This window comes from Halopseudomonas sp. L-58, assembly GCF_056859475.1.
On sequence record NZ_JBSXON010000038.1, the window covers coordinates 1 to 23323 of the forward strand.

20 protein-coding genes, 1 tRNA gene and 2 pseudogenes are annotated in these 23323 nt (G+C 60.8%); 12 read left to right on the plus strand and 11 right to left on the minus strand.

Going from position 1 to position 23323, the window contains the following annotated elements; translation table 11 throughout:
- From AC13EY_RS03250 to AC13EY_RS03260, 3 genes are all read left to right on the plus strand, one after another.
- Nucleotides 1-139 (plus strand): IS3 family transposase (locus AC13EY_RS03250; protein ID WP_482876293.1); only part of this gene is annotated, 139 nt, incomplete at its 5' end.
- Nucleotides 132-635 carry a restriction endonuclease subunit S gene (locus AC13EY_RS03255; RefSeq protein ID WP_233048768.1) on the plus strand — a complete coding sequence of 168 codons (504 nt, stop codon included), beginning with the start codon at nucleotides 132-134 and terminating at the stop codon, nucleotides 633-635. The genes AC13EY_RS03250 and AC13EY_RS03255, both read left to right, overlap by 8 nt.
- A gap of 14 nt (nucleotides 636-649) precedes the next feature.
- Nucleotides 650-808, plus strand: a complete 159-nt coding sequence (locus AC13EY_RS03260) for a hypothetical protein (protein WP_233048769.1) — start codon at nucleotides 650-652, stop codon at nucleotides 806-808.
- A gap of 93 nt (nucleotides 809-901) precedes the next feature.
- Here the strand turns inward: AC13EY_RS03260 and AC13EY_RS03265 are convergent, their stop codons facing one another.
- The 5 genes from AC13EY_RS03265 to phnC are packed head-to-tail and all read right to left on the minus strand — an operon-like array spanning nucleotide 902 to nucleotide 5310.
- On the minus strand, nucleotides 902-1774 hold the full coding sequence (locus AC13EY_RS03265; RefSeq protein WP_233048770.1) for a LysR family transcriptional regulator: 873 nt from the start codon (nucleotides 1772-1774) through the stop codon (nucleotides 902-904).
- The gene (ptxD, locus tag AC13EY_RS03270; RefSeq protein ID WP_233048771.1) at nucleotides 1768-2778 is read right to left on the minus strand and encodes a phosphonate dehydrogenase PtxD; all 1011 of its coding nucleotides are present in this window, start codon (nucleotides 2776-2778) and stop codon (nucleotides 1768-1770) included. Before ptxD ends, AC13EY_RS03265 begins: the two co-directional genes overlap by 7 nt.
- A gap of 8 nt (nucleotides 2779-2786) precedes the next feature.
- A complete protein-coding gene (gene phnE / locus AC13EY_RS03275) occupies nucleotides 2787-3614 on the minus strand; it encodes a phosphonate ABC transporter, permease protein PhnE (protein ID WP_233048772.1) in 828 nt (275 codons plus the stop codon).
- A gap of 8 nt (nucleotides 3615-3622) precedes the next feature.
- Nucleotides 3623-4486, minus strand: coding sequence for a phosphate/phosphite/phosphonate ABC transporter substrate-binding protein (phnD, locus tag AC13EY_RS03280; RefSeq protein WP_083728746.1), 864 nt, complete (start codon nucleotides 4484-4486; stop codon nucleotides 3623-3625).
- Entirely contained in the window at nucleotides 4483-5310 is an 828-nt protein-coding gene (phnC, locus tag AC13EY_RS03285) for a phosphonate ABC transporter ATP-binding protein (RefSeq protein WP_233048773.1), read from the minus strand. Before phnC ends, phnD begins: the two co-directional genes overlap by 4 nt.
- A 260-nt stretch (nucleotides 5311-5570) precedes the next feature.
- On the opposite strand from phnC, the gene AC13EY_RS03290 reads away from it, so the two are divergent.
- Nucleotides 5571-5798, plus strand: a complete 228-nt coding sequence (locus tag AC13EY_RS03290; RefSeq protein ID WP_233048774.1) for a hypothetical protein — start codon at nucleotides 5571-5573, stop codon at nucleotides 5796-5798.
- A gap of 434 nt (nucleotides 5799-6232) precedes the next feature.
- Here AC13EY_RS03290 and AC13EY_RS03295 read toward each other — a convergent pair.
- A tRNA-Arg gene (locus AC13EY_RS03295) sits at nucleotides 6233-6309 on the minus strand.
- A 358-nt stretch (nucleotides 6310-6667) separates the two neighbouring features.
- Between AC13EY_RS03295 and AC13EY_RS03300 the strand changes: the two genes are divergently transcribed.
- Nucleotides 6668-7093: a c-type cytochrome gene (locus AC13EY_RS03300; RefSeq protein WP_228245656.1), complete on the plus strand. Its 426-nt coding sequence runs from the start codon at nucleotides 6668-6670 to the stop codon at nucleotides 7091-7093.
- 59 nt (nucleotides 7094-7152) lie between these two features.
- On the opposite strand, the gene rep is transcribed toward AC13EY_RS03300, so the two are convergent.
- Nucleotides 7153-9162, minus strand: coding sequence for a DNA helicase Rep (gene rep, locus AC13EY_RS03305; RefSeq protein WP_228245657.1), 2010 nt, complete (start codon nucleotides 9160-9162; stop codon nucleotides 7153-7155).
- 302 nt (nucleotides 9163-9464) lie between these two features.
- Here rep and AC13EY_RS03310 point away from each other — a divergent pair, with 302 nt between their 5' ends.
- Nucleotides 9465-11171 carry a putative bifunctional diguanylate cyclase/phosphodiesterase gene (locus AC13EY_RS03310; protein WP_228245658.1) on the plus strand — a complete coding sequence of 569 codons (1707 nt, stop codon included), beginning with the start codon at nucleotides 9465-9467 and terminating at the stop codon, nucleotides 11169-11171.
- 127 nt (nucleotides 11172-11298) lie between these two features.
- Here AC13EY_RS03310 and AC13EY_RS03315 read toward each other — a convergent pair whose 3' ends face one another.
- Complete coding sequence (locus AC13EY_RS03315; RefSeq protein ID WP_228245659.1) at nucleotides 11299-12804, minus strand: YifB family Mg chelatase-like AAA ATPase; 1506 nt, start codon at nucleotides 12802-12804, stop codon at nucleotides 11299-11301.
- A gap of 83 nt (nucleotides 12805-12887) precedes the next feature.
- A complete protein-coding gene (locus tag AC13EY_RS03320; RefSeq protein WP_228245660.1) occupies nucleotides 12888-13133 on the minus strand; it encodes an accessory factor UbiK family protein in 246 nt (81 codons plus the stop codon).
- Between the two features lie 572 nt (nucleotides 13134-13705).
- Between AC13EY_RS03320 and glnK the strand changes: the two genes are divergently transcribed.
- Complete coding sequence (gene glnK / locus AC13EY_RS03325) at nucleotides 13706-14044, plus strand: P-II family nitrogen regulator (RefSeq protein ID WP_088276303.1); 339 nt, start codon at nucleotides 13706-13708, stop codon at nucleotides 14042-14044.
- 51 nt (nucleotides 14045-14095) lie between these two features.
- Nucleotides 14096-15343 carry an ammonium transporter gene (locus AC13EY_RS03330; protein ID WP_228245661.1) on the plus strand — a complete coding sequence of 416 codons (1248 nt, stop codon included), beginning with the start codon at nucleotides 14096-14098 and terminating at the stop codon, nucleotides 15341-15343.
- 213 nt (nucleotides 15344-15556) lie between these two features.
- Here the strand turns inward: AC13EY_RS03330 and AC13EY_RS03335 are convergent, their stop codons facing one another.
- Both AC13EY_RS03335 and AC13EY_RS03340 read right to left on the minus strand, forming a co-directional pair.
- A complete protein-coding gene (locus AC13EY_RS03335) occupies nucleotides 15557-16900 on the minus strand; it encodes an ATP-binding protein (RefSeq protein ID WP_228245662.1) in 1344 nt (447 codons plus the stop codon).
- Nucleotides 16878-17543: a response regulator transcription factor gene (locus tag AC13EY_RS03340; RefSeq protein WP_228245663.1), complete on the minus strand. Its 666-nt coding sequence runs from the start codon at nucleotides 17541-17543 to the stop codon at nucleotides 16878-16880. Before AC13EY_RS03340 ends, AC13EY_RS03335 begins: the two co-directional genes overlap by 23 nt.
- A 159-nt stretch (nucleotides 17544-17702) precedes the next feature.
- On the opposite strand from AC13EY_RS03340, the gene AC13EY_RS03345 reads away from it, so the two are divergent.
- The 4 genes and pseudogenes from AC13EY_RS03345 (at nucleotide 17703) to AC13EY_RS03360 (ending at nucleotide 23306) form a co-directional block, all read left to right on the plus strand.
- A complete protein-coding gene (locus tag AC13EY_RS03345) occupies nucleotides 17703-18212 on the plus strand; it encodes a cupredoxin domain-containing protein (RefSeq protein ID WP_228245664.1) in 510 nt (169 codons plus the stop codon).
- Entirely contained in the window at nucleotides 18202-20160 is a 1959-nt protein-coding gene (locus AC13EY_RS03350) for a copper resistance system multicopper oxidase (protein WP_228245665.1), read from the plus strand. The genes AC13EY_RS03345 and AC13EY_RS03350 overlap by 11 nt, the downstream gene beginning before the upstream one ends.
- Before the next feature lie 68 nt (nucleotides 20161-20228).
- Nucleotides 20229-20876: pseudogene (locus AC13EY_RS03355) on the plus strand (copper resistance protein B).
- Nucleotides 20877-20969: 93 nt separating this feature from the next.
- Nucleotides 20970-23306 (plus strand): annotated as a pseudogene (locus AC13EY_RS03360) (heavy metal translocating P-type ATPase).
- The last annotated feature ends 17 nt before the right edge of the window (nucleotides 23307-23323 follow it).

Genomic DNA, 23323 nt, shown 5'->3' on the forward strand with positions numbered 1-23323 from the left:
CACTAGGCAGGATGCTCGCGCTGACGTGTTCGACTACATCGAGATGTTTTACAACCCAAAACGCCGACACGGTTTCAACAACCAGCTGTCACCGGTAGAGTTTGAAAGGCAACATTTACTGAGCCTGGAAAGTGTCTAGGAAATCCGGGGCGATTCACATTGATCGAAAAGGCAATCTGGATCTATCAGATGTCTCTTACATTAGCGAAGCTGATCATCAACGCATCTATAAAAGGTGTGGGCCTGAAAAAGGCGATGTGCTTTTGGTTTGTGTTGGAGCTACCATCGGCAAAGCACTTGTGGTTCCTGATATTGGGGAATTCAGCTTGGCGCGAAGTGTTGCCTTGTTAAAGCCAGGCAAGGAGATTGTTTCAGAGTACTTATTGTCATTGATTAATACTGATGCATTGCAGCGTCAATTTGTTTCCTCAGGAAACTCTTCTGCTCAGGCTGGGCTTTATTTGGGGAAAATAAAGGAAATCATGGTTCCTGTACCTGGCTTAAAAGAGCAGCTCCGATTTAAAGAAATCGTCAATTTTGTCAAAGAAAAGTTTTCCTCAAAAATTAATGGCGGAAATTTAGAGTCGGATTTTGTTTTAAGCCTCAGCCAAAAGGCCTTCTCCGGCCAGTTGTAGATAAGGAAATCCCCATGCGCCTCAAGTTCGTCAAGCTCAGCCATTTTCGTGGTTATCGCACCACCACGGTTATCCCCATCGACGAAGCCATGACCGGTAGCGTCGGTCGTAATGACGATGGCCAAACTATCGGTCACGGCCGAAGCGGGTCAGCGGAAAGGATGAGCATATAGATGGGCATTGTGAGCGCCAGCCACCTTGCGGACATCTCACCAGCCAGCACTTGGAAATAAGCTCTCACTTCACGTCGGCCGGGATTGAGGTCGTCACAATCCAGCTAGATCTGCCTCCTCCAATAAGTGCCGCACAAATCCCGGCGGGTGCAGATTTCCGGGAGGTTTGCGCCAGATCAGTTGGAGACGCTTTTCAAGCCCCGGGATGGGAAGAGCTACCAGCGCGCCACTGCGAACTTCGTCTTGTACTGCGGAAGCCATCACCAACGACACGCCGAGTCCCGCCCTGACCGCTTGTTTGACTGCCTCGGTGCTGCCTAGCTGCATACCGCTGCGAGGCACGCCCAGCTCGCCAAAGTATTCGGTCAGAAGCCGTCCGGTACCGCTACCCGGTTCACCTCCCAGCATCGGCAGGTCCACCAGACGATCACGTTCTATGCACCCTGCTTCAGCCAGCGCATGGTCGGGGCTGACGATAAGCACCAGCGGCTCGACCCGCCAGAGGCGGTGTTCGAAGTCGGGGTGAGGTAGCCACCATTCCATGATCGCGGCGTCGAGCTGGCCCGCCAGTAGCTGGTCGGCCACATCCGGGTTGGCGGCGATGCGCAGATCCACCTCGCCCCTCTCATTTGCGGTCGTCAGATAGCTGCGCACGAATGGCTGGAGAAGGTAGGTGCCGATGTTGGAGCTAGCCCCGACGCGCTCACGATTGCCATGCAGGGCTTCTAGCGCCCGGGCGTGCATGTCGAGCAAGGCGGTCGCATGCGGCATGAAGGCCAGCGCCCGTGTGGTAGGCTGGCAGCCGCTACGACTGCGCTGCACCAGCGTTACGCCGACCTGCTCTTCAAGCTTCTGCAAGTGCTGCGACACCGTCGGCTGGGCCAGCCCCAACGCCCTCGCCGCGCTCTGAAAACTGCCTGTTTGAACGATCGCTACCAGGCTCTTCAGCCAGACCGGATTCAACATGAGGCAGGCTCGGCCTGGGGCAGACGGTTCGCAGCGTTGATTGGGCGCGCACCTGCCAATGCCTGGATGATGTTCTGCGCTGCACAACGTTCAATCTCCAGGCGCACCGCGCGCACTGCCGACCCTATGTGCGGAGTGAACAGCGTATTCGGATGCGCGAGCAGCGCAGGATCGATCAGCCGCGGCCGGTCCGCGCGAGCCCAGTCTTCCATTTCGAATACATCCGCCGCATACCCGCCGAGCTGGCCTCGCTCAAGCGCCGCGAGCACGGCGGCTTCATCCACTACCGAACCACGACAGGGGTTTACAAGCAGAGCGCCCGGCCGTACGAGGGCAAGCAGCTCGGCGTTGACCAGATGCTGGGTATCGGCATTCAAGGGAAGCGCCAGCAGGATGAAGTCCGAGCTGGCGAAGAGTTCGCTGCACGCCACCCGGCGCAGGCCGAGCCGTTGCTCGGTTTGTGTATCCAGAGCCTTCGCCTCGTGGTACTGCAGGGTCGCGCCCCATCCCTGCAAGCGATCAGCCATGGCCAGTCCGATGGCGCCCATGCCAAGGATGCCGACCGTAGCGTTATCCAGCCCCGTGCCGTAGAACTGTGGTTGCCAGCCCTGGAACTCGCCAGAGCGGACGAACGCATCTGCTGCCCGCAGATGCCGCCCCAGCCCCACCGCCAGTCCGATCGCCAGCTCGGCAGTCGGGACCGTCAACAGATCAGGCACGAAGGTCAGCCAGACCCCGCGGGCAGTACAGGCGTCCACATCGAAATTGTCGAAGCCCTTGAGCGCGCAGCCGACTACACGCAGCTCAGGGCAGGCTTGAAGAAAGTCTGCATCGACCCGATCGGGCATGAACGCCATCATCGCCTGAGCATCGCGGCAGCGGCGTAGAACTTCCTCGCGCGTCAGCGTGCTGTCGGTCTGGTTGGTCACCAGCTCGCAATGTGGCGCCAGCAGTTGCAGGATCTCATCGTGTACCCGGTGAGTTATAACGAGTTTCGGCAGCATGGTTTCTCCTATTTGAAACGTTTGCGCAGCACGCCACTGAAGGCGTCTACCAGCGTGACCATGGCCAGGATGACCAGCAGGATTGCTGCGACCTCCTGGTACTGCATGATGCGCAGCGAGCCCATGAGTTCGAAGCCGATACCGCCGGCGCCGACCATGCCCATCACGGTGGAGGCGCGAAAGTTGTATTCCCAGCGGTAGATCGCCACGTCGGCGAACTGCGGCGTCACCTGTGGCAAAACCGCGTGCAGCAGCACTTGCATCGGCGTAGCCCCCGCAGCCCGAGCGGCTTCCACCGGCGCTTCGTCGACGTGCTCGATGGCCTCGGCGAAGAACTTGCCGACCATGCCGATCGAATGCAGACCCAGCGCAAGCACGCCTGGCAAGGCGCCGAATCCTACGGCTGCAACGAAGATGATGCCCATGATCAGCTCCGGCACCGACCGCAGGGCATTGAGCAGCACCCGGGCAACACCGAATACCAGGGGGTGCGGCGCCGTGTTACGGGCGGCGATGAAAGCCACCACCAGCGAGAACACCACTGCGATGGCCGTACCGGCGATGCTCATCGCCAAGGTGTCGATCAAGGGGCGAATCCAGCTTCGATAGCCCGAAAAGTCTGGCGGCATGGCCTCGCCTGCCAGGGTCGCGATGGAGGGCAGCCCGTTCAGCAGCGTGGTGGCATCGAGCAGCCCCACGTACCAGCAGGCCAACAGCACCACTCCGAATACAATCGCCACCTGCCCCAGCTGGCGCCACCAACCGAGGCCGAAGCCTCGAAGGATGTGCTCGCGTTGCTCTGCAGGCAGCGCCTGCACGTCGTAATGAGTAGACATATCGGTGCTCACATCGTGGCGAAGTCGAGGCCGAGCAGTGATCCCATGTTACGGATCACATCGTAGTCGGCGTCGGTGATGGGCGCGAAGGCCTCGGCCTTGAAGTTGCGCAGCACTTCGGGATCGTCGATACCGACGAATACATCCCGCACCTTGGTTTTCAGCTCGGGGCTCAGGTTGGAGCGCATCGCCCAGGGGTACTGGGGATATTCGCCGCTGTAACCAAGTACTTTCACCTTGCTCGGATCGATTAGGCCACGTTCGACTGCGTGATTGAAAATTACCTCCGACAGCCCACCCGCATCGGCGTTGCCGTTCGCCACGTTGACGGCAACGGCGTCATGCGTGCCCACAAAATGTTGTTCGTAGTCCTGCCCACCCGTCAAATCGGCCGTCTCAAGAAGCACGGTTTTGGGAATCAAATGGCTGGACGTCGATGCCCGGTCACCATAGGCCATCTTCTTGCCCTTAAGGTCGGCATACTCATTCACGCCTGACGCCACATTGGCGATAATCACCGAGCGATAGGTCGGCTTGCCGTCGATGACCATGGCAGCGAAGGGCTCGATGTCGCTTTTGCTTTTGGCCATGACGTAGGACAGCGGACCGAAATACGCCAGGTCGATACGGCCAAAGCGCATCGCCTCAATCATCGAGGAATAGTCGGTGGTTACGATCAGCTGCACCTTCTTGTCCAGATGCTCTTCCAGATAATCCTTCAGCGGCTGGTTACGCTTGATCAGCTCGGAGGCGTTTTCGTCCGGCAGCAGGGCAACCTTTAGCACATCCGGATCGGCATCGGCCGCTAGGGCGGACAAACTTGAAACAGCGGACAGCAAGCAAGTCAATAAGAGCGCGGATAAGCGTTTCATCGGGACATCTCCAGTGAAGGTTCGAGCATGACAGGTGGTTCAGCCGGAGCATTCGCTGGCTGAGTCGTAGAGCGGCCTGCATAGATGCGCTCAAGCTGCGCATCGGTGAGTTCCGAGGGCGCGGCATCGAAAGCGATCTGAGAATCGGCCAGCCCGACGACGCGATCGGCGAAGCGGCGGGCATATTCGAGTTGATGCAGCGAAACGATGGCGGTGATGCCGTCTTCCTTACAAATGTCGCGCAGCAGTCCGAGAACGCGGACCGAGGTTGCCGGGTCGAGGCTGGCTACCGGCTCATCGGCCAGAATGATCGCCGGCTGCTGCGCTAACGCACGCGCGATGCCTACCCGCTGCTGCTGGCCACCGGACAGTTTGTCCACTCGGCTCAGCGCCTTGTCTGCCAGCCCGACCCGGGCGAGGCAACTGAGTGCAATCTCCTGATCGGCACGCGGCAAAGGAAACAGCGAGCGGAGCGTGCTGTGAAAGGCCAGCCGGCCGGTCAGCACATTAGCCAGTGCGCTTTGACGTTCGATCAGCTGGTGGTGCTGAAAGATCATGGCGGTACGCCTACGGTGCTGACGCAAGGCCGAGCCGCTGCCGAGCTCACCGAGTTCGCTGGTGACGCTGCCGCCAGTGGGCGTGACGAGTCGATTGAGACTACGGAGCAAGGTCGACTTGCCCGCGCCCGAGAGACCAAGCAGCACGGTGAACTCACCACGCCGGAATGCAACCGAGGTATCGCGCAGGGCGGTCACGCCGCCTGGGTAGACGACGCTCAGCCGGTCGACCCACAGCACGGCGTCCTGTATCGGGTGGGGTGTCATATTATCACCTTTTGCAATTTTACGGGCCGCAGAATTGCGGTTCGCAATGCATAAGGTAGGCATTTTTTGTTAATTCACTGCTTCAGAATGATGACGATTCAATGAAAGCTGTGGATTTCCTCGCGAGAGCGAGAATGGCTAGGTCGACAGGCCAAATTTGTTCTCAGCGCATCAAAATCATTCAAGACCGCAGCAGAGAACCCTGTCATTCATACAACCAGGCGGCGGCGTGTACTCAGCACGTGGACGCAGCTATAGGTATGAACCGCTCCATCGGAGATACAGCTGCCCGTGTTTTTTCATCGCAGTTTTACTCGGCAATTGGTTTTGGGAAGTCAGTACCAGTCGCTTTTGAGCAGGCTAGAAATGCATTGATGCTTGAAGGCATACCTGAAAGCTCAACTCCAGTGCTTTACTTGCGAGAAGGGGTAGAGGCGGATGATTTGATATTGGTTAAGCCCAGAGAAAAACTACGATCGGCTCTATAAAGAAAATAGCCATTTAACTATTTGCTACCTACGCGGGCGTGAGGCAGAGGGCCGTTACAACAACCCGAACGAAGTGTGGCATCCCCGAGTGTGCTCTGTATCTATCAGGAAAAGTAGGGCAAGACTAGTCCGGCTGGGGCCTCATGTGAAAGGCGCTCCTTTGCTCTTATCGGAGGTGTTGTTTGGGCAAGGCATGGACCCGGAGGGCAATACTCAAAATCCTCGCTGCTGCGTAACGCGCAAAAATCATTGGGCACCGTATGGGCACATTTTGGGCACACGGCTTTTTTCCAGCTTTTTCAATGCTGGAGGGCAGAGGTCATTCTTGCGAGGTGTTTTGGAAGGGCGAGTGAGTATTTATTTTCTGTAGCCGCCGATTTGGGCACAAGATAAGAGAGCTCGGATGCTCGTAAGCTATTGATTCTAAAGAGAAATGGCGCACCCGACAGGATTCGAACCTGTGACCCCCGCCTTCGGAGGGCGGTACTCTATCCAGCTGAGCTACGGGTGCATATAAGTAATGCGAGGTCATTTTGACCTTTAGCCGCACCGTGGCACAAGGGGCTGAGTATTGCCTTCGGAGGGCAGTACTCTATCCAGCTGAGCTACGAGTGCGTTGCGCTGTTGCGGTCGTTGCGACCTTTGGCCGCACCCTGGCTGCCTTTGCGTGTTGCAGTCGGCGGCAGGTGCGTTTCAGCGCGGCAATGATACGCATTGAACGGGGCCGCGTCCATGCCTCAGGGTGGATTCCTTGCGTGCTGTGGCAAGTCGGGTACTTTGTCGGGTGGGGGTTTATCGGTATACTCGCGCACATTGTCCGGGCAATGCACTTGGGCGCAACACTTATAGCCATGATGAGGATGCACAAGGTGATGACTTTGAAGAAGATTCTGCTGGCCTCGGCGGCCATGCTGGCCGTAGTTGCCGGTAATGCTTTCGCTGCCACCGCGAACGAAGAGGCTATCGCTGAACGTCTGAAGCCTTACGGTACCGTCTGCCTGGCAGGTGATCCGTGTGCTGACGAGGTTGCTGGCGGTGGCGCTGCTGCTGCAGCGGGTCCGCGCTCCGGTGCCGATGTAGTCGGCAAGTTCTGCTCCGCCTGCCACAGCGCTGGCGTACTGGGCGCTCCGAAGATTGGTGATACCGCTGCCTGGACTGCCCGTCATGGTGGTGATCTGGATATGCTGCTGGCAAACGCCGTTGCTGGTTTGAACGCGATGCCGCCGAAAGGTACCTGTGGTGACTGCTCTGACGAAGAGCTGATGGCAGCGATCAAGGAAATGTCCGGTCTCTGATTCGGCCATTCGCGCTGTACTGAACGCTCCGCCCTGTGCGGGGCGTTTTGCTTTCTGGCTCAGGAGCCCTTGAGCAGGTCGCGCAGGTTGGACAGTGCCGCTTTACCGCGGGCCTGCTTCTGCTCGACCGGTGCTTCCTCGGTGCCTTCCCACTCCAGATCTTCGGACGGAATTTCGTCCAGGAAGCGGCTGGGCGCACAGTCGATGACTTCACCAAACTGGCGGCGCTTGGCAGCGAAGGTAAACGTCAGCGTCTTGCGCGCACGGGTAATGCCGACATAGGCCAGGCGGCGCTCTTCTTCGACGCTGTCGGCTTCGATGCTGGAGCGGTGGGGGAGAATCTCTTCCTCCATGCCCATGATAAACACGTGCGGATACTCCAGACCCTTGGAGGCGTGCAGGGTCATCAGCTGTACCCGGTCGGAGTCCTCTTCCTCTTCCTGGCGTTCGAGCATGTCACGCAGGACCAGCTTGGCAATCGCATCTTCGATGTTGCTCTCGCCGCTTTCGTCCTTTTCCAGGATGCTTTTGATCGAGTCCAGCAGGAACCAGACGTTGCCCATGCGCTTGGCAGCGATCTCGTCGCTGGAGCAGTTCTGGCGAATCCAGTTCTCGTAGTCCAGATCGAGCACCATGCGTCGCAGGGTTTCAATCGGGTCGCCTTCGTAGCACTGCTTGCGGATGCCGTCGAGCCAGGTGATGAAGCGCTGCAGCTTTTCGGTGTAACGGGCATCCAGGCGCTCGCCCAGCCCGATCTCGGTGCAGGCCTGGTACATGGTGATCTGGCGTTCGTTGGCGTAGGTGCCGAGCTTTTCCAGGGTGGCCGGGCCAATCTCGCGGCGCGGGACGTTGATGACCCGCAGCAGGGCGTTGTCGTCATCCTGGTTGACCAGCAGGCGCAGGTAGGACATCAGGTCCTTGACCTCCTGCCGGCTGAAGAAGCTGGTGCCGCCGGACAGGTGGTAGGGGATCTGGTGGTGCTGCAGTTTGAGTTCGATCAGGCGGGCCTGGTGGTTGCCGCGGTAAAGGATGGCAAAGTCGCGCCAGGCACGCTTGTGCTGGTGGTGCTGGTTCTGAATCTCGACCGCCACGCGCTCGGCCTCGGCCTCTTCATTGCGGCAACGGATCACGCGCAGTGGCTCGCCGTAGCCCAGCTCGCTCCACAGTTGCTTCTCGAACACATGCGGGTTGTTGGCGATCAGGGTGTTGGCGGCGCGCAGGATACGGCTGGTGGAGCGGTAGTTCTGCTCCAGCATGACTACCTTGAGCTGGGGAAAGTCTTCCTTGAGCAGCGCCAGGTTTTCCGGGCGGGCGCCGCGCCAGGCGTAGATCGACTGGTCATCGTCACCGACCACGGTAAAGCGCGATTGCGCGCCGACCAGCATCTTGACCAGCAGGTACTGGCTGGCGTTGGTGTCCTGGTATTCGTCGACCAGCATGTAGCGGATGCGAAACTGCCACTTCTCGAGCACATCGGGGTTATCGCGAAACAGCACCACCGGGATCAGGATCAGGTCGTCAAAGTCGACCGCGTTGTAGGCCTTTAGGGTGCGCTGGTAGTGCATGTAGACGCTGGCGGCGGTCTGCTCCTGCGGGGTCTTGGCCTTGGCCAGTGCTTCATCCGGCAGGATCAGGTCGTTCTTCCAGTTGGAGATCTGTGCCTGGATGCCTTCGATGCCGTCTTCGGCGCCGTAATCCTTGTGCATCAGATCGGTAATCAATGCCGTGGCATCCTGTTGATCGAAGATCGAGAAGCCGGGCTTGTAGCCGAGTCGCTGATGCTCCTTGCGGATGATGTTCAGACCGAGGTTGTGGAAAGTCGAGACGGTCAGGCCGCGGGCGTCCGGTCCCTTGATCAGCTGGCTGACCCGCTCCTTCATCTCGCGTGCGGCCTTGTTGGTGAAGGTCACGGCGATGATGTTTTGCGCGCGGATACCGCACTCCTTGACCAGATAGGCGATCTTGCGTGTGATCACACTGGTCTTGCCGCTACCGGCCCCTGCCAGTACCAGCAGCGGCCCGCTGATATATTCGACGGCTTCCTGTTGGCGGGGGTTGAGGCGTGACACGGCTTTGATACTCCTGAACGGGCGGGCAATAGTAGCAGTTTTCGTGTTGAGACCGGATGAGCGGTGCGGGTGAAGCTTGGTAATTACGCAAAATTTCGCTATAAGTAACTTCACAAAAATGCTGTATATATCTAAATTTAAAAGAATCTTTGCCTTTCGAGACGTAATGTGACGCTGTCAGCCCTGCCTGATGTCGCAGTGGCTTCCAGAAAGATGTCAGCCAAATCAAGTAGATAGCTTGGCTAGCTGGAGGGTGGGATGGTGAGTGTCAGTGTTGTTCTCGAACCTTGGGGGATCGCCAGTTGAGCGATGACAGTGCGACGCAGCGGGTAGTAATGCTCGATAGCGACCACGGAGCCTACGTGCAGCTCTGTCGGCGGCTATCGGCATTGGCACGTCTGCCCTTCGTGCTGGAGCGTATGGATGACTGGCATCAGCTGCAGACCCGAATCAATCAGGATGAGGTACAGGCGGTACTGTCGCGTTCGGCGAATCTTTCCCTGCTGCAGGACTGTGGCGTCCCCGTCATTCACTTGGTCAGCGAGCCGGATTTCTCCGGGTTTAACAGCGGCTTGAACGACAGTCTCTGGGAGCAGGCGTCAGCCAGCGAGATGGTGCGTTGCCTGCAGTACGCCATTGAACGCCACCGGCTGCGCAGTGCCCTTGAACGGGCTGCAAGCTTCGACCCGCTGACCGGCACCTGCAATCGGCAGATGCTTCAGGATCGCCTCAAGCAGGGCATGCGCCGCGCCCTGCGTACCAATCAGCCGCTGGCGGTTTTCTGTGTCGACATGGACAACTTTCGCCACGTCAACGATACCCTAGGCCACAGTGCCGGCGACGCCATCATTTGCGAAGTGGTCGAGCGGCTGCGCTCGGTGCTGCGCAACACCGACACCATCGGCCGCATGGGCAGCGACGAGTTTGCTCTGGTAGTCGAGGATTACGGCTCGTCCAGCAACCTGCTGCAGATCGCGCAGAAGATCATCAACGAGCTGGCCGAGCCCTTTAACGTCAACAGTGAAGGCATGCTGCTCGGCTGCAGTGTCGGTATTGCCACCTATCCTGAGGGTGGCCAGACCGTCGACAGTCTGTTGCTGCACGCCAATCTGGCGATGCTGCAGGCCAAGGGCCAGCGCGGCTGCAATTTCCACTTCTATGACGAGCGCATCAATCTGCAGGCGCACAGCCTGATCGAGTTTGAGGCTTCGCTGCGCCATGCGCTGCGGCGCGGTGAGTTTGAGCTGCACTATCAGCCGCGGGTCGATCTCGGCAGCGGCAAGATCGTTGGCCTTGAGGGGCTGATTCGCTGGCGTCATCCCGAGCGCGGTCTGCTCGGGCCCAACGAATTCATTCCGCTGGCCGAGGAGACCGGCCTGATCGTGCCAATGGGCTATTGGGTCATTGCCCGCGCCTGCCACGATCTGGCCCAGATGAAGAAGCGCAATATGGCACCGGTGCACGTGGCGGTGAACATGTCGTTCCGCCAGTTCCAGGACAGCGCGCTGCTGTCGACGGTCAAGCGCCTGCTCGAACGCACCGGCATCGACCCGCACTGGCTGGAGTTCGAGCTGACCGAGACCGCGGTCATGCAGCAGCCGGAGCAGGTGCTGATGACCATGGACGGGATGACCGGCCTGGGGCTGCGTTTTTCGCTGGATGACTTCGGCACCGGGTTTTCGTCGTTCGTTCACCTGCACAGCCTGCCGATCAACCTGCTGAAAATTGATCGCAGTTTCGTCAAGGCGATTGCCGAGCGTACGGCCGATCGTCAGTTGGTGGGGGCGATGATCGACATGGGGCACAGTCTGGGGCTGGAAGTGGTTGCCGAAGGCGTCGAATATCGCGACCAACTGGAGATTCTGCGCAGTCTCGGGTGTGATCAGGTACAGGGCTATTTCATCAGCCCGGCGCTGGCATTCGAGGAGCTGTGTTACTTCATGGATGCCTACGCGATGGGGCGTGAGGAAGAGTGCGGATCGGCAACCGGTCTGTCACTGATTTCCTGATTGCTGCAGGTTAAACGCAAGGCGACGACCGGCACCGCTGGCGCCAGCGTCTCGACACCGGTGCCGCCCCGCTGCTACTGACTATAGTCCACCTGTTCGCGCCTGCCAGTTATTGCATATCTTTTCTCTAGCCGGGCTGGCGGTCCAGCTGCCGATATTGCAGCGCTTCTGCCAGATGTGAACGGCTGATCTGCGCTACGGCGTCCAGATCCGCCAGCGTCCGCGCGACCTTGAGTACCCGGTGACTGGCCCGATGGGAGAGCCCAAGGCGGGTGACCGCCTGCTCCAGCCACTGAGCATCGGCGTCGCTCAGCTTGCAGTGCGTACGCAAGCTCTCCAGTCCCATATGGGCATTGAGACCCTGCTGCCGATTCAGCTGGCGCGCCCTGGCGGCTGCCACCTGCGCCGCAGCAGTCGCGCTGTCCGGCCGGCCGGGCTCGTTGTTGCCCTGCAGGCTGAATGGCTCGTTGCGCATCGCCAGATGCAGGTCGATGCGGTCCAAAAGGGGGCCCGACAGCTTGCTGCGGTAGCGCTGAACCTGCTCCGGCGTGCAGCGGCAGCGGCTCGATGGGTCACCCTGATAGCCGCAGGGGCAGGGGTTCATCGCCGCTACCAGTTGAAATCGGGCAGGAAAGCGCAGTTGCTCGCGGGCGCGGGCGATGTGAATCGCACCGGACTCCAGTGGCTCACGCAGCATCTCCAGTACCTTACGATCGAACTCCGGCAACTCATCCAGAAACAGCACGCCATGATGTGCCTGGCTGATTTCACCGGGGCGTGGCTGGCTGCCGCCGCCAACCAGCGCCGCAGCGGATGCACCGTGATGGGGCGAGCGAAAGGGGCGGGCAGGCCAGGCGCTCAGCGGCGTGCGGTCGCAGACCGATTGAATCGCCGCGACCTCGAGTGCTTCCTGCTCCGCAAGTGGCGGCAGAATGCCGGGCAGACGGCTGGCCAGCAGGGTCTTGCCGGTTCCGGGTGGCCCGAACAGCAGCAGATTGTGACCGCCGCTTGCGGCGATGATCAGCGCCCTTTTGGCCTGCTCCTGTCCCTGTACGTCGGCGAGGTCGGCATGCCTGGCTGGCTCTGAGGGCGCCGTCGGGGGGAGGTCGGGCAAGCGCTGCTCACCGCGCAAGTGCGCACATAGCGGCAGCAGATGATCGGCAGCGATCAGTTCGATCCCGCTGACCAGTGCGGCCTCGGCCGCGTTAGCGGCCGGCAGAATCAGCTTGCGACCGGCATCGCGGCAGGCCAGCGCCACCGGCAGCACGCCCTGTATCGGTCGCAGCTCGCCGGACAGCGCCAGCTCGCCGATGCACTCGCAGTCGGTCAGTGCCTGTGCCGGAATCTGCCCGCTTGCCGCCAGCAGCCCGAGGGCGATGGCCAGATCAAAGCGGCCGCCATCCTTGGGCAGATCGGCGGGCGCCAGGCTGATGGTGATGCGCTTGCTGCCCGGGAACTCCAGCTGCGCGTTCAGCAACGCGCTGCGCACCCGGTCCTTGCTTTCACGGACCGCCGTTTCCGGCAAGCCGACCAGGGTCAGGCTGGGCATACCGTTGGCAAGATGGACTTCGACCTGGACGGCCGGCGCGTCGATACCCAGACACGCGCGGCTGTGGATGGTGGCCAGGGACATGATCGCTCCTTGATCAATACCTGATACTGCCGAGGGTCAGGCGATAACGTGTGGGTTGGCAGCAAGGCTGCTGCCAAGGGGCATCAGGGGGCTTTGGCTTCCAGCTCGCTGACGCGCTTTTCCAGCGCTTCCAGGCGCTCGCGGGTGCGCATCAGCACGGCCTGCTGGGTATCGAACTCGTCACGGCTGACCACATCCAGCTTGCTCAGCGCGCTTTGCAGCAAGGCCTTGAGATGCTTCTCGACTTCCACGTTGGGTAGCCCCTGTTCGCTCATCAGCAGTTTGGTCGCCTGAGCGCTGACGGTGTCTATCACCAGTTTGTGCAGCATATGCCTGTTACCTGCGGGTCAAGAGGGCTGACGGGCCTGCAAGTGTAGCACTCCGATCCGGCTCGCCGAAATCCGCGCCGTGCTTGTGCGTACTTTGTGCGCGCGCACCACGCTTGTGCACTATGCTGGTGCATGGGTAGTGCGTTGATGATGGCCTGCTGTCCCTGTTTATTTGCAACCAATTGAAAATTAACGGGAAAACAAAATTGGCAGGGTTTCTGCAAAGCTTGCTCCAGCTGATCCCGGCGGCATGTCCCTCTACGGGGCACGGCATCGGGGCGCAGCCAGAATCGTGAGCGATCACATCGGGAGCACAATAATGAAGCGATTGACCCTGGCAGGTTTGACCCGTAATCCGCGGTTAGGCATCGGGAACACCCAGGCGCTGCCAGCGGGGGCAGGGACGCAATTGATCTCTGCCTGTGTCGAGATGAGTGCGCCGGCATGTGCAGGGCGTGTCGGCGATTCTGACGACTGCGACAGCACTTTTGTTTTGTCCGTTTCTAAAAGCCTCTAACTCGGCATAGACTTGTGCTGTCCCCCAGGGCAGTCCATCACACGGGAGTATCGAAATGAAACTAGTAACGGCTGTAATCAAGCCTTTCAAGCTGGATGACGTGCGTGAAGCGCTGTCTGAAATCGGCGTTCAGGGCATCACCGTAACCGAGGTCAAGGGCTTTGGTCGTCAGAAAGGTCACACCGAGCTGTATCGTGGCGCTGAGTACGTTGTCGACTTCCTGCCGAAGGTGAAGATCGACGTTGCCATCGCTGACGACATGCTGGATCGCGTTATCGAGTCCATCACCAAGGCAGCCAACACCGGCAAGATCGGTGACGGCAAGATCTTCGTGGTCAACCTCGAACAGGCCATCCGCATCCGTACCGGCGAGACCGGCACCGACGCCATCTAAGGCGGGTTGTTCAACAGACAGCAGTAACCAAGCCTATATGGGGGGCTTAAAATGGAAGACATCGTACAAATCAAGTACGCGCTTGATACATTCTACTTTCTGATCTGCGGTGCTCTGGTGATGTGGATGGCGGCGGGTTTTGCCATGCTCGAAGCCGGTCTGGTCCGCGCCAAGAACACCACTGAAATTCTGACCAAGAACGTGGCCCTGTACGCAACGGCGTGCACCATGTATCTGCTGATCGGCTACCACATCATGTACTCCAGCCCGGAAGGCGGTATCTTCCCGAGCTTCGGCGTGCTGATCGGTGCCGAGAACACCGTTGAAGACGTACTCGCCGGTGGCGACGATGCACCGTACTACTCGGTTGCTTCGGACTTCTTCTTCCAGGTCGTATTCGTTGCGACTGCCATGTCCATCGTTTCCGGTGCGGTTGCCGAGCGCATGAAGCTGTTCGCGTTCCTGGTCTTCGCCGTGATCATGACTGGCTTCATCTACCCGATCCAGGGCTTCTGGAAGTGGGGCGGTGGCTTCCTGAACGAAGCTGGCTTCCTCGACTTCGCCGGTTCCGGTGTGGTTCACATGACCGGTGCTACCGCTGCTCTGGCCGGTGTGCTGCTGCTGGGCGCTCGTAAGGGCAAGTACGGCTCCAACGGTCAGATCAACGCCATCCCGGGCGCCAACCTGCCGCTGGCCACTCTGGGTATGTTCGTCCTGTGGCTGGGCTGGTTCGGCTTCAACGGTGGTTCGCAGCTGGTTGTATCCAACATCTCCGATGCCAACGCTGTTGCCCAGATCTTCGTCAACACCAACGCTGCTGCTGCTGGTGGTCTGATCGCCGGTCTGGTTGTTGCCCGCATCCTGTTCGGCAAGGCTGACCTGACCATGGCACTGAACGGTGCACTGGCTGGCCTGGTTGCCATCACTGCCGAGCCGCTGACTCCGAGCGGCCTGCAAGCCACCCTGATCGGTGCTGTAGGCGGCGTGATCGTAGTCTTCTCTGTCCTGGCTCTGGACAAGCTGAAGATCGACGATCCGGTCGGTGCCATCTCCGTTCACGGTGTGGTCGGTATCTGGGGTCTGCTGGCTGTATGCCTGACCAACAACGACGCTACCCTGACCGCTCAGCTGATGGGTATCGTAGTGATCTTCCTGTGGGTGTTCATCTCCAGCCTGATCGTCTGGAGCATCATCAAACTGGTGATGGGCCTGCGCGTCAGCGAAGAGGAAGAGTACGAAGGTGTGGATATTTCCGAGTGCGGTATGGAAGCCTATCCGGAGTTCACCAGCAAGAAGTAATCGCTGGTAGAACACGCAACACCAGACGGGGCGCCCATTGGGCGCCCCGTTTTTTTGTGCCTGTAACCCTTGCGGTGCCGCTCGGAAGGACCGAGCTCCAGCTCGGCCGCAGGGTCGCCGCATGTCGTGTCCGGGCGGCCTTGGTCACAGCTGCAGAGGTAAGGATCCTGCGCCGTCCCCATCCCCCGCCAGCGGACACAGCATGCTGTGTCCCTACGTGATGGCCGGTAGCTGGACGCTCACCGACAGTCCGCCCAGCGCGCTGGCTTCGAATTGCACCTGGCCGTGGTAGCGCTCAGCAAGGTCGCGAACAATGGCCAGCCCGAGCCCATGCCCCGGCATCTGCTGGTCCAGTCGCCAGCCGCGGGTGCCGAGCTGGCTGCGTTCCTCGGGCGCTACGCCCGGCCCGTCATCGTGGACCTCCAGAATACGCTGATCGGCCTGCTCGCTCAGGCGCACCCGAACGCGGCTGCGTGCCCATTTGCTGGCGTTATCGGCGAGGTTGCCCAGTAGCTCGCTGAAATCCTGCTCTTCCACCGGCCAGCGGGCGGACTCGGCGAGACTGGAGTCCAGTTCGAATTCAATATGACTGTGCAGCCGGCCGAGCATCCACAGCAGCTCGCGGGCCTGTTCCAGCGGCTGGCAACTGCTGCCGGCCAGCGGGCCGCCGGAATGGCTGGCATGCAGGCTGCCGTCCAGCTGGCGACTGATGTCGTCCAGGCGCTGGCTGATCTGGCTGCGGGTCTCGGGTGTGATCGGTTGCTCGCTGCTGATCAGTTGATTGATTGCTGCGATGGGGGTCTTGATCCGGTGCGACAGATTGGCGTTGGCCTCACGGACCTTCTGCAGGCGGTGTTGCAAGGTGTCGAGTAACTGATTGAGCTGACCGATAAGACCGCTGAACTCCTGGGGTACGGCGTCTCCGAGCCGTTGCAGGTGCCCTTGCTTGAGCGCTTTGAGATCCTGCTGCAGTTGGCGTACCGGGCGCATCGACAGCTGCACAGCCAGCAGAATCAGGGCAAACAGGACGGCCAGCAGCCCGATCGCAACCGCCGCAGTCCACAGATGCAGCTCGTGGGCGCTGGCCTGCAGCTGGCTGTAGTCTTCGGCTGCGACAATGGTGACCGGCTGGCCGTTGATCTGCGTTTCGGTTCGCCAGGCCATATAGCGGTGGGCCGCCGGTTCGCCCTCGGGTACGCCGTGCAGTTCGATCAGGCCCTGATCGGGCAAGTCCAGCCAGGGTAGCAGCAGATCGGACCACTGTGGATGTGACAGGCGCGCGTGTTCGCCGATCCTGAGTACAAACAAGTGATGTGACAGTGCACCGAAATAGTTGCCGTCGAGCGCCTCCAGCCCGGCGGGAGAGCCGAGTTGCTGCTCGATCATGGCCACCTCCTGCTGCAGGCGCTCGCGCACGAAGTCGCGGGACATGCGATCCAGCAGTGCCCCATGCAGATACCACGCGAGCAGCATGAACAGGGTGGCAAACGGCAGCAGCCAGAGCAGCAATGTGGTGCGGATCGAGCGGGTGCGCCTAGTCGTCGGCAGAAAAGACATAGCCTTGCCCCCGTTGGGTCTTGATGGCGTCCCGGCCGATCAGCAGGCGCAGGCGGCGAATGTAAGTCTCGATGGTGTTGAGCGTGGGCTCGGCGTCCAGATTATAGAGCTGCTCCAGCAGTGCTTCCTTTGGATGCAAGCGATTCGGGCGGCTCATCAGACAGCGCAGCAGACGAAACTCGGTACCGGTCAGTGGTTGCCATGTACCGTCCGGGGTGCGCACCCGCTGGCGCTCCTCGTCGAGCAGGTAGTTGCCGGCCTGAATCTGCGTGTGACTGCGGCCCTCGCTGCGCCGCAATAGCGCCTGTAGCCGGGCCAGCAGCTCTTCCGGGTGAAAGGGCTTGGTCAGGTAGTCGTCGGCCCCGGCTTTCAGGCCGTTGACCTTATCCTGCCAGCGGTCGCGGGCGGTCAGCAGCAGAATCGGCAGATCTCGCCCGGCGTCGCGCCAGCGCGCCAGCAGCTGCAGGCCGTCGCCGTCGGGCAGGCCGATATCCAGCACGATCAATCGGTAGTCTTCCTGCTGTGCCAGCTGGTCTGCGGTGAGGACCGAGCCGGTCGCATCCACGGCAAAGCCAGCCTGGCTCAGGCTCTCATGCAGGCTGTTGCGCAGCAGTTCATCGTCTTCCACCAGCAGCAGGCGCATGGGCGGTTTCTCTTTTCTTTGTGGGGTTCAGTCAGGATTCAGTTTCGCTCGGCAAGCTACAGTCATTCCCAACGGGTGGAGCAGAGAGTGCATCGGCAACCGGGGTGGTTGTCAATTCTGCGTCCGTTGGCGGTCCTTTCAGCAACAGGAGATACACGCATGAATCGCACAGTGAACGGGGTGGTCGCGGCGCTGCTGCTCGGCGCAACAACGGCCGCGGGCGCGGCGGCTAGCGAGGGCGGTGAGCCCGGCGACGCGCAACAGGTCAGCCGTACCATCGAGATTGTCATGCACGACAACTACTTCGAGCCCGAGCAGCTGAGCTTTGCCGCGGGCGAGACGGTGCGCCTGAAGGTGCGTAACGAGGGTGCGCTGGTGCACGAGTTCAACATCGGCACCGCAGCCATGCACGAGGCCCATCAGGGGCAGATGCAGATGATGGTGGAGCATGGCGTGATTCAGGGCGATCACCTCAACCATGAGCGCATGAAGATGGACATGGGCGGCGGCCACACCATGGAGCACAACCACGCCAACAGCCTGCTGCTGGAGCCGGGGCAGGAGGCTGAGCTGGTCTGGACCTTCGCCCGTTCCGACAGCCTGGAGTTCGCCTGCAATGTGCCCGGCCACTATCAGGCCGGGATGGTCGGAGGCATTCATGTTGAGTAAAGGATTTGCTGCCGCCCTGGCGCTGCTGCCGCTGATCAGCTGGGCGGGTGAATACAGCCTGACCGTCGACCGGGTGACCATCGACACCGGTGACTTCAGCAAACAGGGCATTGGCTATAACGGCGCCTCGCCCGGCCCGATTCTGCGCTTTCGCGAAGGCGAAGACGTCACCATCCACGTGACCAACAATCTGGACGAGCCTACCTCGGTGCACTGGCACGGGCTGATCTTGCCCTATCAAATGGATGGCGTACCGGGGCTGAGCTACCCCGGTATTGCGCCAGGCGAGACCTTCACCTATCGCTTCCCGATCAAGCAGTCTGGCACCTACTGGTTTCACAGCCATTCGGGTTTTCAGGAGCCGGACGGCGCCTACGGCGCCATCGTGATCGAGCCGCAGGGGCGCGAGCCTTTCCGCTACGACCGCGAATACGTGGTGCAGTTGACCGACAAGCACCCGCACTCGGGCGACCGCATCATGCGCAACCTGAAAAGCTCGGCTGACTACTACAACCGCCAGCAGCAGACGGTGGGCGACTTCTGGCGCGATAGCCGCGAGCGCGGGCTGGCCGCCACGCTGAAGGATCGGCTGATGTGGGGTGATATGCGCATGATGTCGAGCGACATCGAGGATGTGCAGGGCTTCACCGGGCTGATCAACGGCAAGGGGCCGGAGCAGAACTGGACCGGATTATTCAAACCCGGTGAGCGGGTGCGCCTGCGGCTGATCAACTCGTCTGCCATGACCTACTTCGATGTGCGCCTGCCCGGTTTGAAAATGACCGTGGTGCAGGCCGACGGCAATAACGTGCAGCCGGTCACGGTCGATGAGCTGCGTATTGGCGTTGCCGAGACCTATGACGTCATTGTTCAGCCGAAGGAAGACCAGGCTTACACCCTGTTCGCCGAATCCATGGGTCGCTCGGGTTTTGCCCGCGGCACTCTGGCGCCGCGTGAGGGCATGCAGGGTGAGATTCCGGCGCTGCGTCCGGCACCGCTACTGACCATGGCCGATATGGGCATGGCGCATGCGGGTATGGATCATGGCGACATGGCCGGCATGGATCACAGCGGCATGAACCACGGCGATATGGCCGGCATGGATCACAGCGGTATGAACCACGGTGAGATGGCCGGAATGGATCACAGCGGCATGAACCACGGTGATATGGCCGGAATGGATCACAGCGGCATGAACCACGGCGATATGGCCGGCATGGATCACAGCGGCATGAACCACGGTGATATGGCCGGTATGGACCACGGCAGCATGAGTCACGGCGACATGGCCGGCATGGATCACAGTGGCATGAACCACGGTGATATGGCCGGCATGGATCACAGCGGCATGAACCACGGCGACATGGCCGGTATGGATCACAGCGGGATGAACCACGGCGATATAACCGGTATGGATCACGGCAACATGAACCATGGCGAGGCCGCAGCACTGCCCGCTGACCCCTTCTACGCCGAGGGCAGCGGGTTGATTCCACAGGCCTATAACGACGGTCGCTTCCTGTCCTATGCCGACCTGCGCGCCCAAAAGCCGTTGTATGAAGATCGCGAACCCACCCGCGAGATCGAGTTACGGCTGACCGGTAATATGGAGCGCTATATCTGGTCGATCAACGGCATCAAGGAGTCGGACGCCGAACCGATTCGCCTGCAGTACGGCGAGCGGGTGCGCTTCAAGTTCGTCAACGAAACCATGATGACTCACCCGATGCACCTGCACGGCATGTGGTCGATCCTCGACGTGGGCGCTGACCAGTGGAACCCGGTCAAGCATGTGATCAGCGTGGCGCCCGGCACCACCGTTTACATGGAGACCGAGGTGGACGCACCGGGCAAGTGGGCCTTCCACTGCCACCTGTCCTATCACGCGGCGGCGGGGATGTTCCGCACCGTCATTGTCGAAGGCGGCCCTGAAGGAGATGACTCATGAAGCGCCTGATGATCCCGTTGCTGCTGATGGTTTCGGCGTCGGCAGCAGCCGAGCAGATGCGTCACTCCATGCACCACGGCTATTTCTATGGCCTGCAGGCCGACGCGCTGGAATACCGCTATGGCGACAGTGGCGAGGAGCTTGGATACTGGAGCACCGAAGCCTGGTGGGGCACCGATGAGTTGAAAGCGCTTTGGCTGAGCGAGGCCGAATACAGCTTTGATCACGACAGTTGGGAGACGCTGGACAACCGTCTCGCGCTGCAAACCCCGGTCAGCGACTTTATCGATCTGCGCGGCGGCCTGCGGTTTGACACGCCAGACGGTGAGAACCGGCAGTACGCATTTGTCGGCCTGAATGGTCTGCTGCCCTACTGGCTGGAGATGGATAGTAACCTCTACGTGAACGAGTACGGCGATCTGTCGCTGGATCTCGCGCTGGAGTACGAGCTGCTGCTGAACAATCGCCTGCATCTGACCCCCTAGCTGGAGCTGGATGCGGCGTTCTCCGACGACGAGGCGGTGGGCGTCGGCCGTGGGCTCAGCGGCATGGAGGCGGGGTTGCGGTTGAGCTACGACCTGGTTGATCGCTCCATCGTGCCCTACGTTGGTGTGCACTACGAGCGGGCCTTTGGGCGTACTGCCGAGTTTGCCGCAGACGAGGGTGAGGATCGGGACGGCTGGTTTGCCGTGGCGGGGGTTCGCCTCGCATTCTGAGTGCGGGCGCAAGGCTGTACGTTGCCATAACTTCACTAGAGCTGGCGCCGCTGGTGCGGCGACAGTTGTGGGTACTGATCACAGGGAGCTCTTATGTCCGATGCTCATCATTGCCATCATCACGACGGGCCTGAAGCGGGTGGTCGAGTGACCGACCCGGTCTGCGGGATGCAGGTTGATCCGCACACAACAGCGCATCGATACACCTATCAGGGGCGCACATGGTATTTCTGCTCGGCGCGTTGCTGCGAGAAGTTCGCAAGTCAGCCTCAGGATTATCTGAAGCCGGAGGAGAAGGTAGAGGACGCGCTCCCGGTCGGCACTATCTACACCTGCCCCATGCATCCTGAAGTGCGTCAGGAGGGGCCGGGAGACTGTCCGAAATGCGGCATGGCGCTGGAACCGGAAACCGTGACGGCCGATACCGGAAGCTCGGCCGAGTTGCAGGACATGACGCGTCGCTTCTGGATTGGTCTGGTACTGACGTTACCCGTCTTCATCATGGAAATGGGTGGCCATCTATTCGGTCTGCACCAGCTGATCGCGCCTCAGGCGGCCAACTGGCTGCAGCTGGTACTCGGTACGCCGGTGGTGCTCTGGTGTGGCTGGCCCTTCTTCCTGCGTGGCTGGCGCTCGCTGCGCACGCTCAATCTCAACATGTTCACTCTGATTGCCATCGGCACCGGCACGGCCTGGCTGTTCAGTGTGCTGGCGACGCTGATGCCAGGCCTGTTCCCCGAGGCGTTCCGCCAGCACGATGGGTCGGTCGCGGTGTACTTTGAAGCGGCGGCGGTGGTGATCGTTCTGGTGCTGCTCGGGCAGGTACTTGAGCTGCGAGCGCGGGAGAAAACCAGTGGTGCCATTCGTGCACTGCTGGATCTGGCTCCCGCCACCGCTCGGCGCCTGGACGCGGATGGGAACGAGCAGGAAGTGCCGCTTGAGCATGTTCAGGTGGGTGACCGCCTGCGCGTTCGTCCCGGCGACCGGGTGCCGTTGGATGGGGAAATACTCGAGGGTCGTTCAAACATCGACGAGTCCATGGTGACGGGCGAACCGATGGCGGTTTCGCGTGCCGCCGGAGATCAGGTAATCGGCGGCAGCATGAATGGCCAGGGCGCCTTCGTCATGCGCGCCGACAAGGTTGGTCACGACACCATGCTGGCGCAGATTGTCAGCATGGTGTCCAGCGCCCAGCGCAGCCGGGCCCCGATTCAGGGGCTGGTGGATCGGGTCGCTGCCTAGTTTGTGCCGGCTGTCGTGTTGGTGGCGCTGTTGGCGTTTATCTGCTGGTCGCTGTGGGGACCTCAACCGCCGATGGCCTATGGCCTGATCGCCGCAGTCAGCGTGCTGATCATTGCTTGCCCCTGTGCGCTGGGGCTGGCGACGCCGATGTCGATCATGGTCGGCGTCGGACGTGGTGCCCAGCATGGTGTGCTGATCCGCGACGCGGAGGCGTTGCAGCGGCTGGAAGCGGTGACCACGGTGGTGGTCGACAAGACCGGGACGCTGACCGAAGGCGCGCCCAAGGTGGTTGAAGTGGTTTGCCTGGGCGGCGTCGCTGAGGCCGATCTGATCAGCCTGGCTGCCTCGCTGGAGCGCAGCAGCGAGCATCCGCTGGCGCGGGCGATAGTCGAGCATGCTCAAGACGCTGGTGTCAGTTTGCAGGAGGCCGCCGAGTTTGACTCGCCTAACGGCAAGGGCGTGGTAGGTACGGTCCAGGGCCAGCGGGTGGCGCTGGGTAACCGGTTGCTGATGGAGAGTCTGCAGTTGCCGGTGGCGAAACACGAGGCGCAGGCTGATCGGTTGCGCGCAGACGGTGCCACGGTCATTTTCGTCGCTGTCGGTGAGCAGGTTGCCGGTCTGCTGGCGATTGCCGATCCGGTCAAGCAGACCACCGAGCAGGCGGTGCAGGCGCTGCAGGCTGAAGGGTTGGAAGTGGTGATGCTCACCGGTGATAACCGCACATCGGCCGAGGCGGTAGCGCGGCGTCTGCATATTGACCGGGTGGAGGCTGAGGTGTTGCCAGAGGACAAGGCAAACATTGTTCAACAGTTGCAGCAGCAGGGGCGCGTGGTGCTGATGGCTGGCGACGGTGTGAACGATGCGCCGGCGCTGGCGACAGCCGATGTCGGTGTGGCTATGGGAACCGGCACCGATGTTGCCATTGAAAGCGCAGGGGTGACTCTGTTGCGTGGTGACCTGATGGGCCTGGTGACGGCGCGGCGGCTGTCTCGTGCGACCATGCGCAATATCAGGCAGAATCTGTTCCTGGCCTTTGTCTACAACGCGCTTGGCGTGCCTATTGCTGCCGGGGTGCTGTATCCGCTCAGTGGCATGTTGCTGTCACCGATGATTGCGGCGGCGGCAATGTCGCTGTCGTCGGTCAGCGTCATCAGCAACGCGCTGCGGTTGCGCGTCAGTCGCCTGTAATAAGGCGCGGTTGGGCA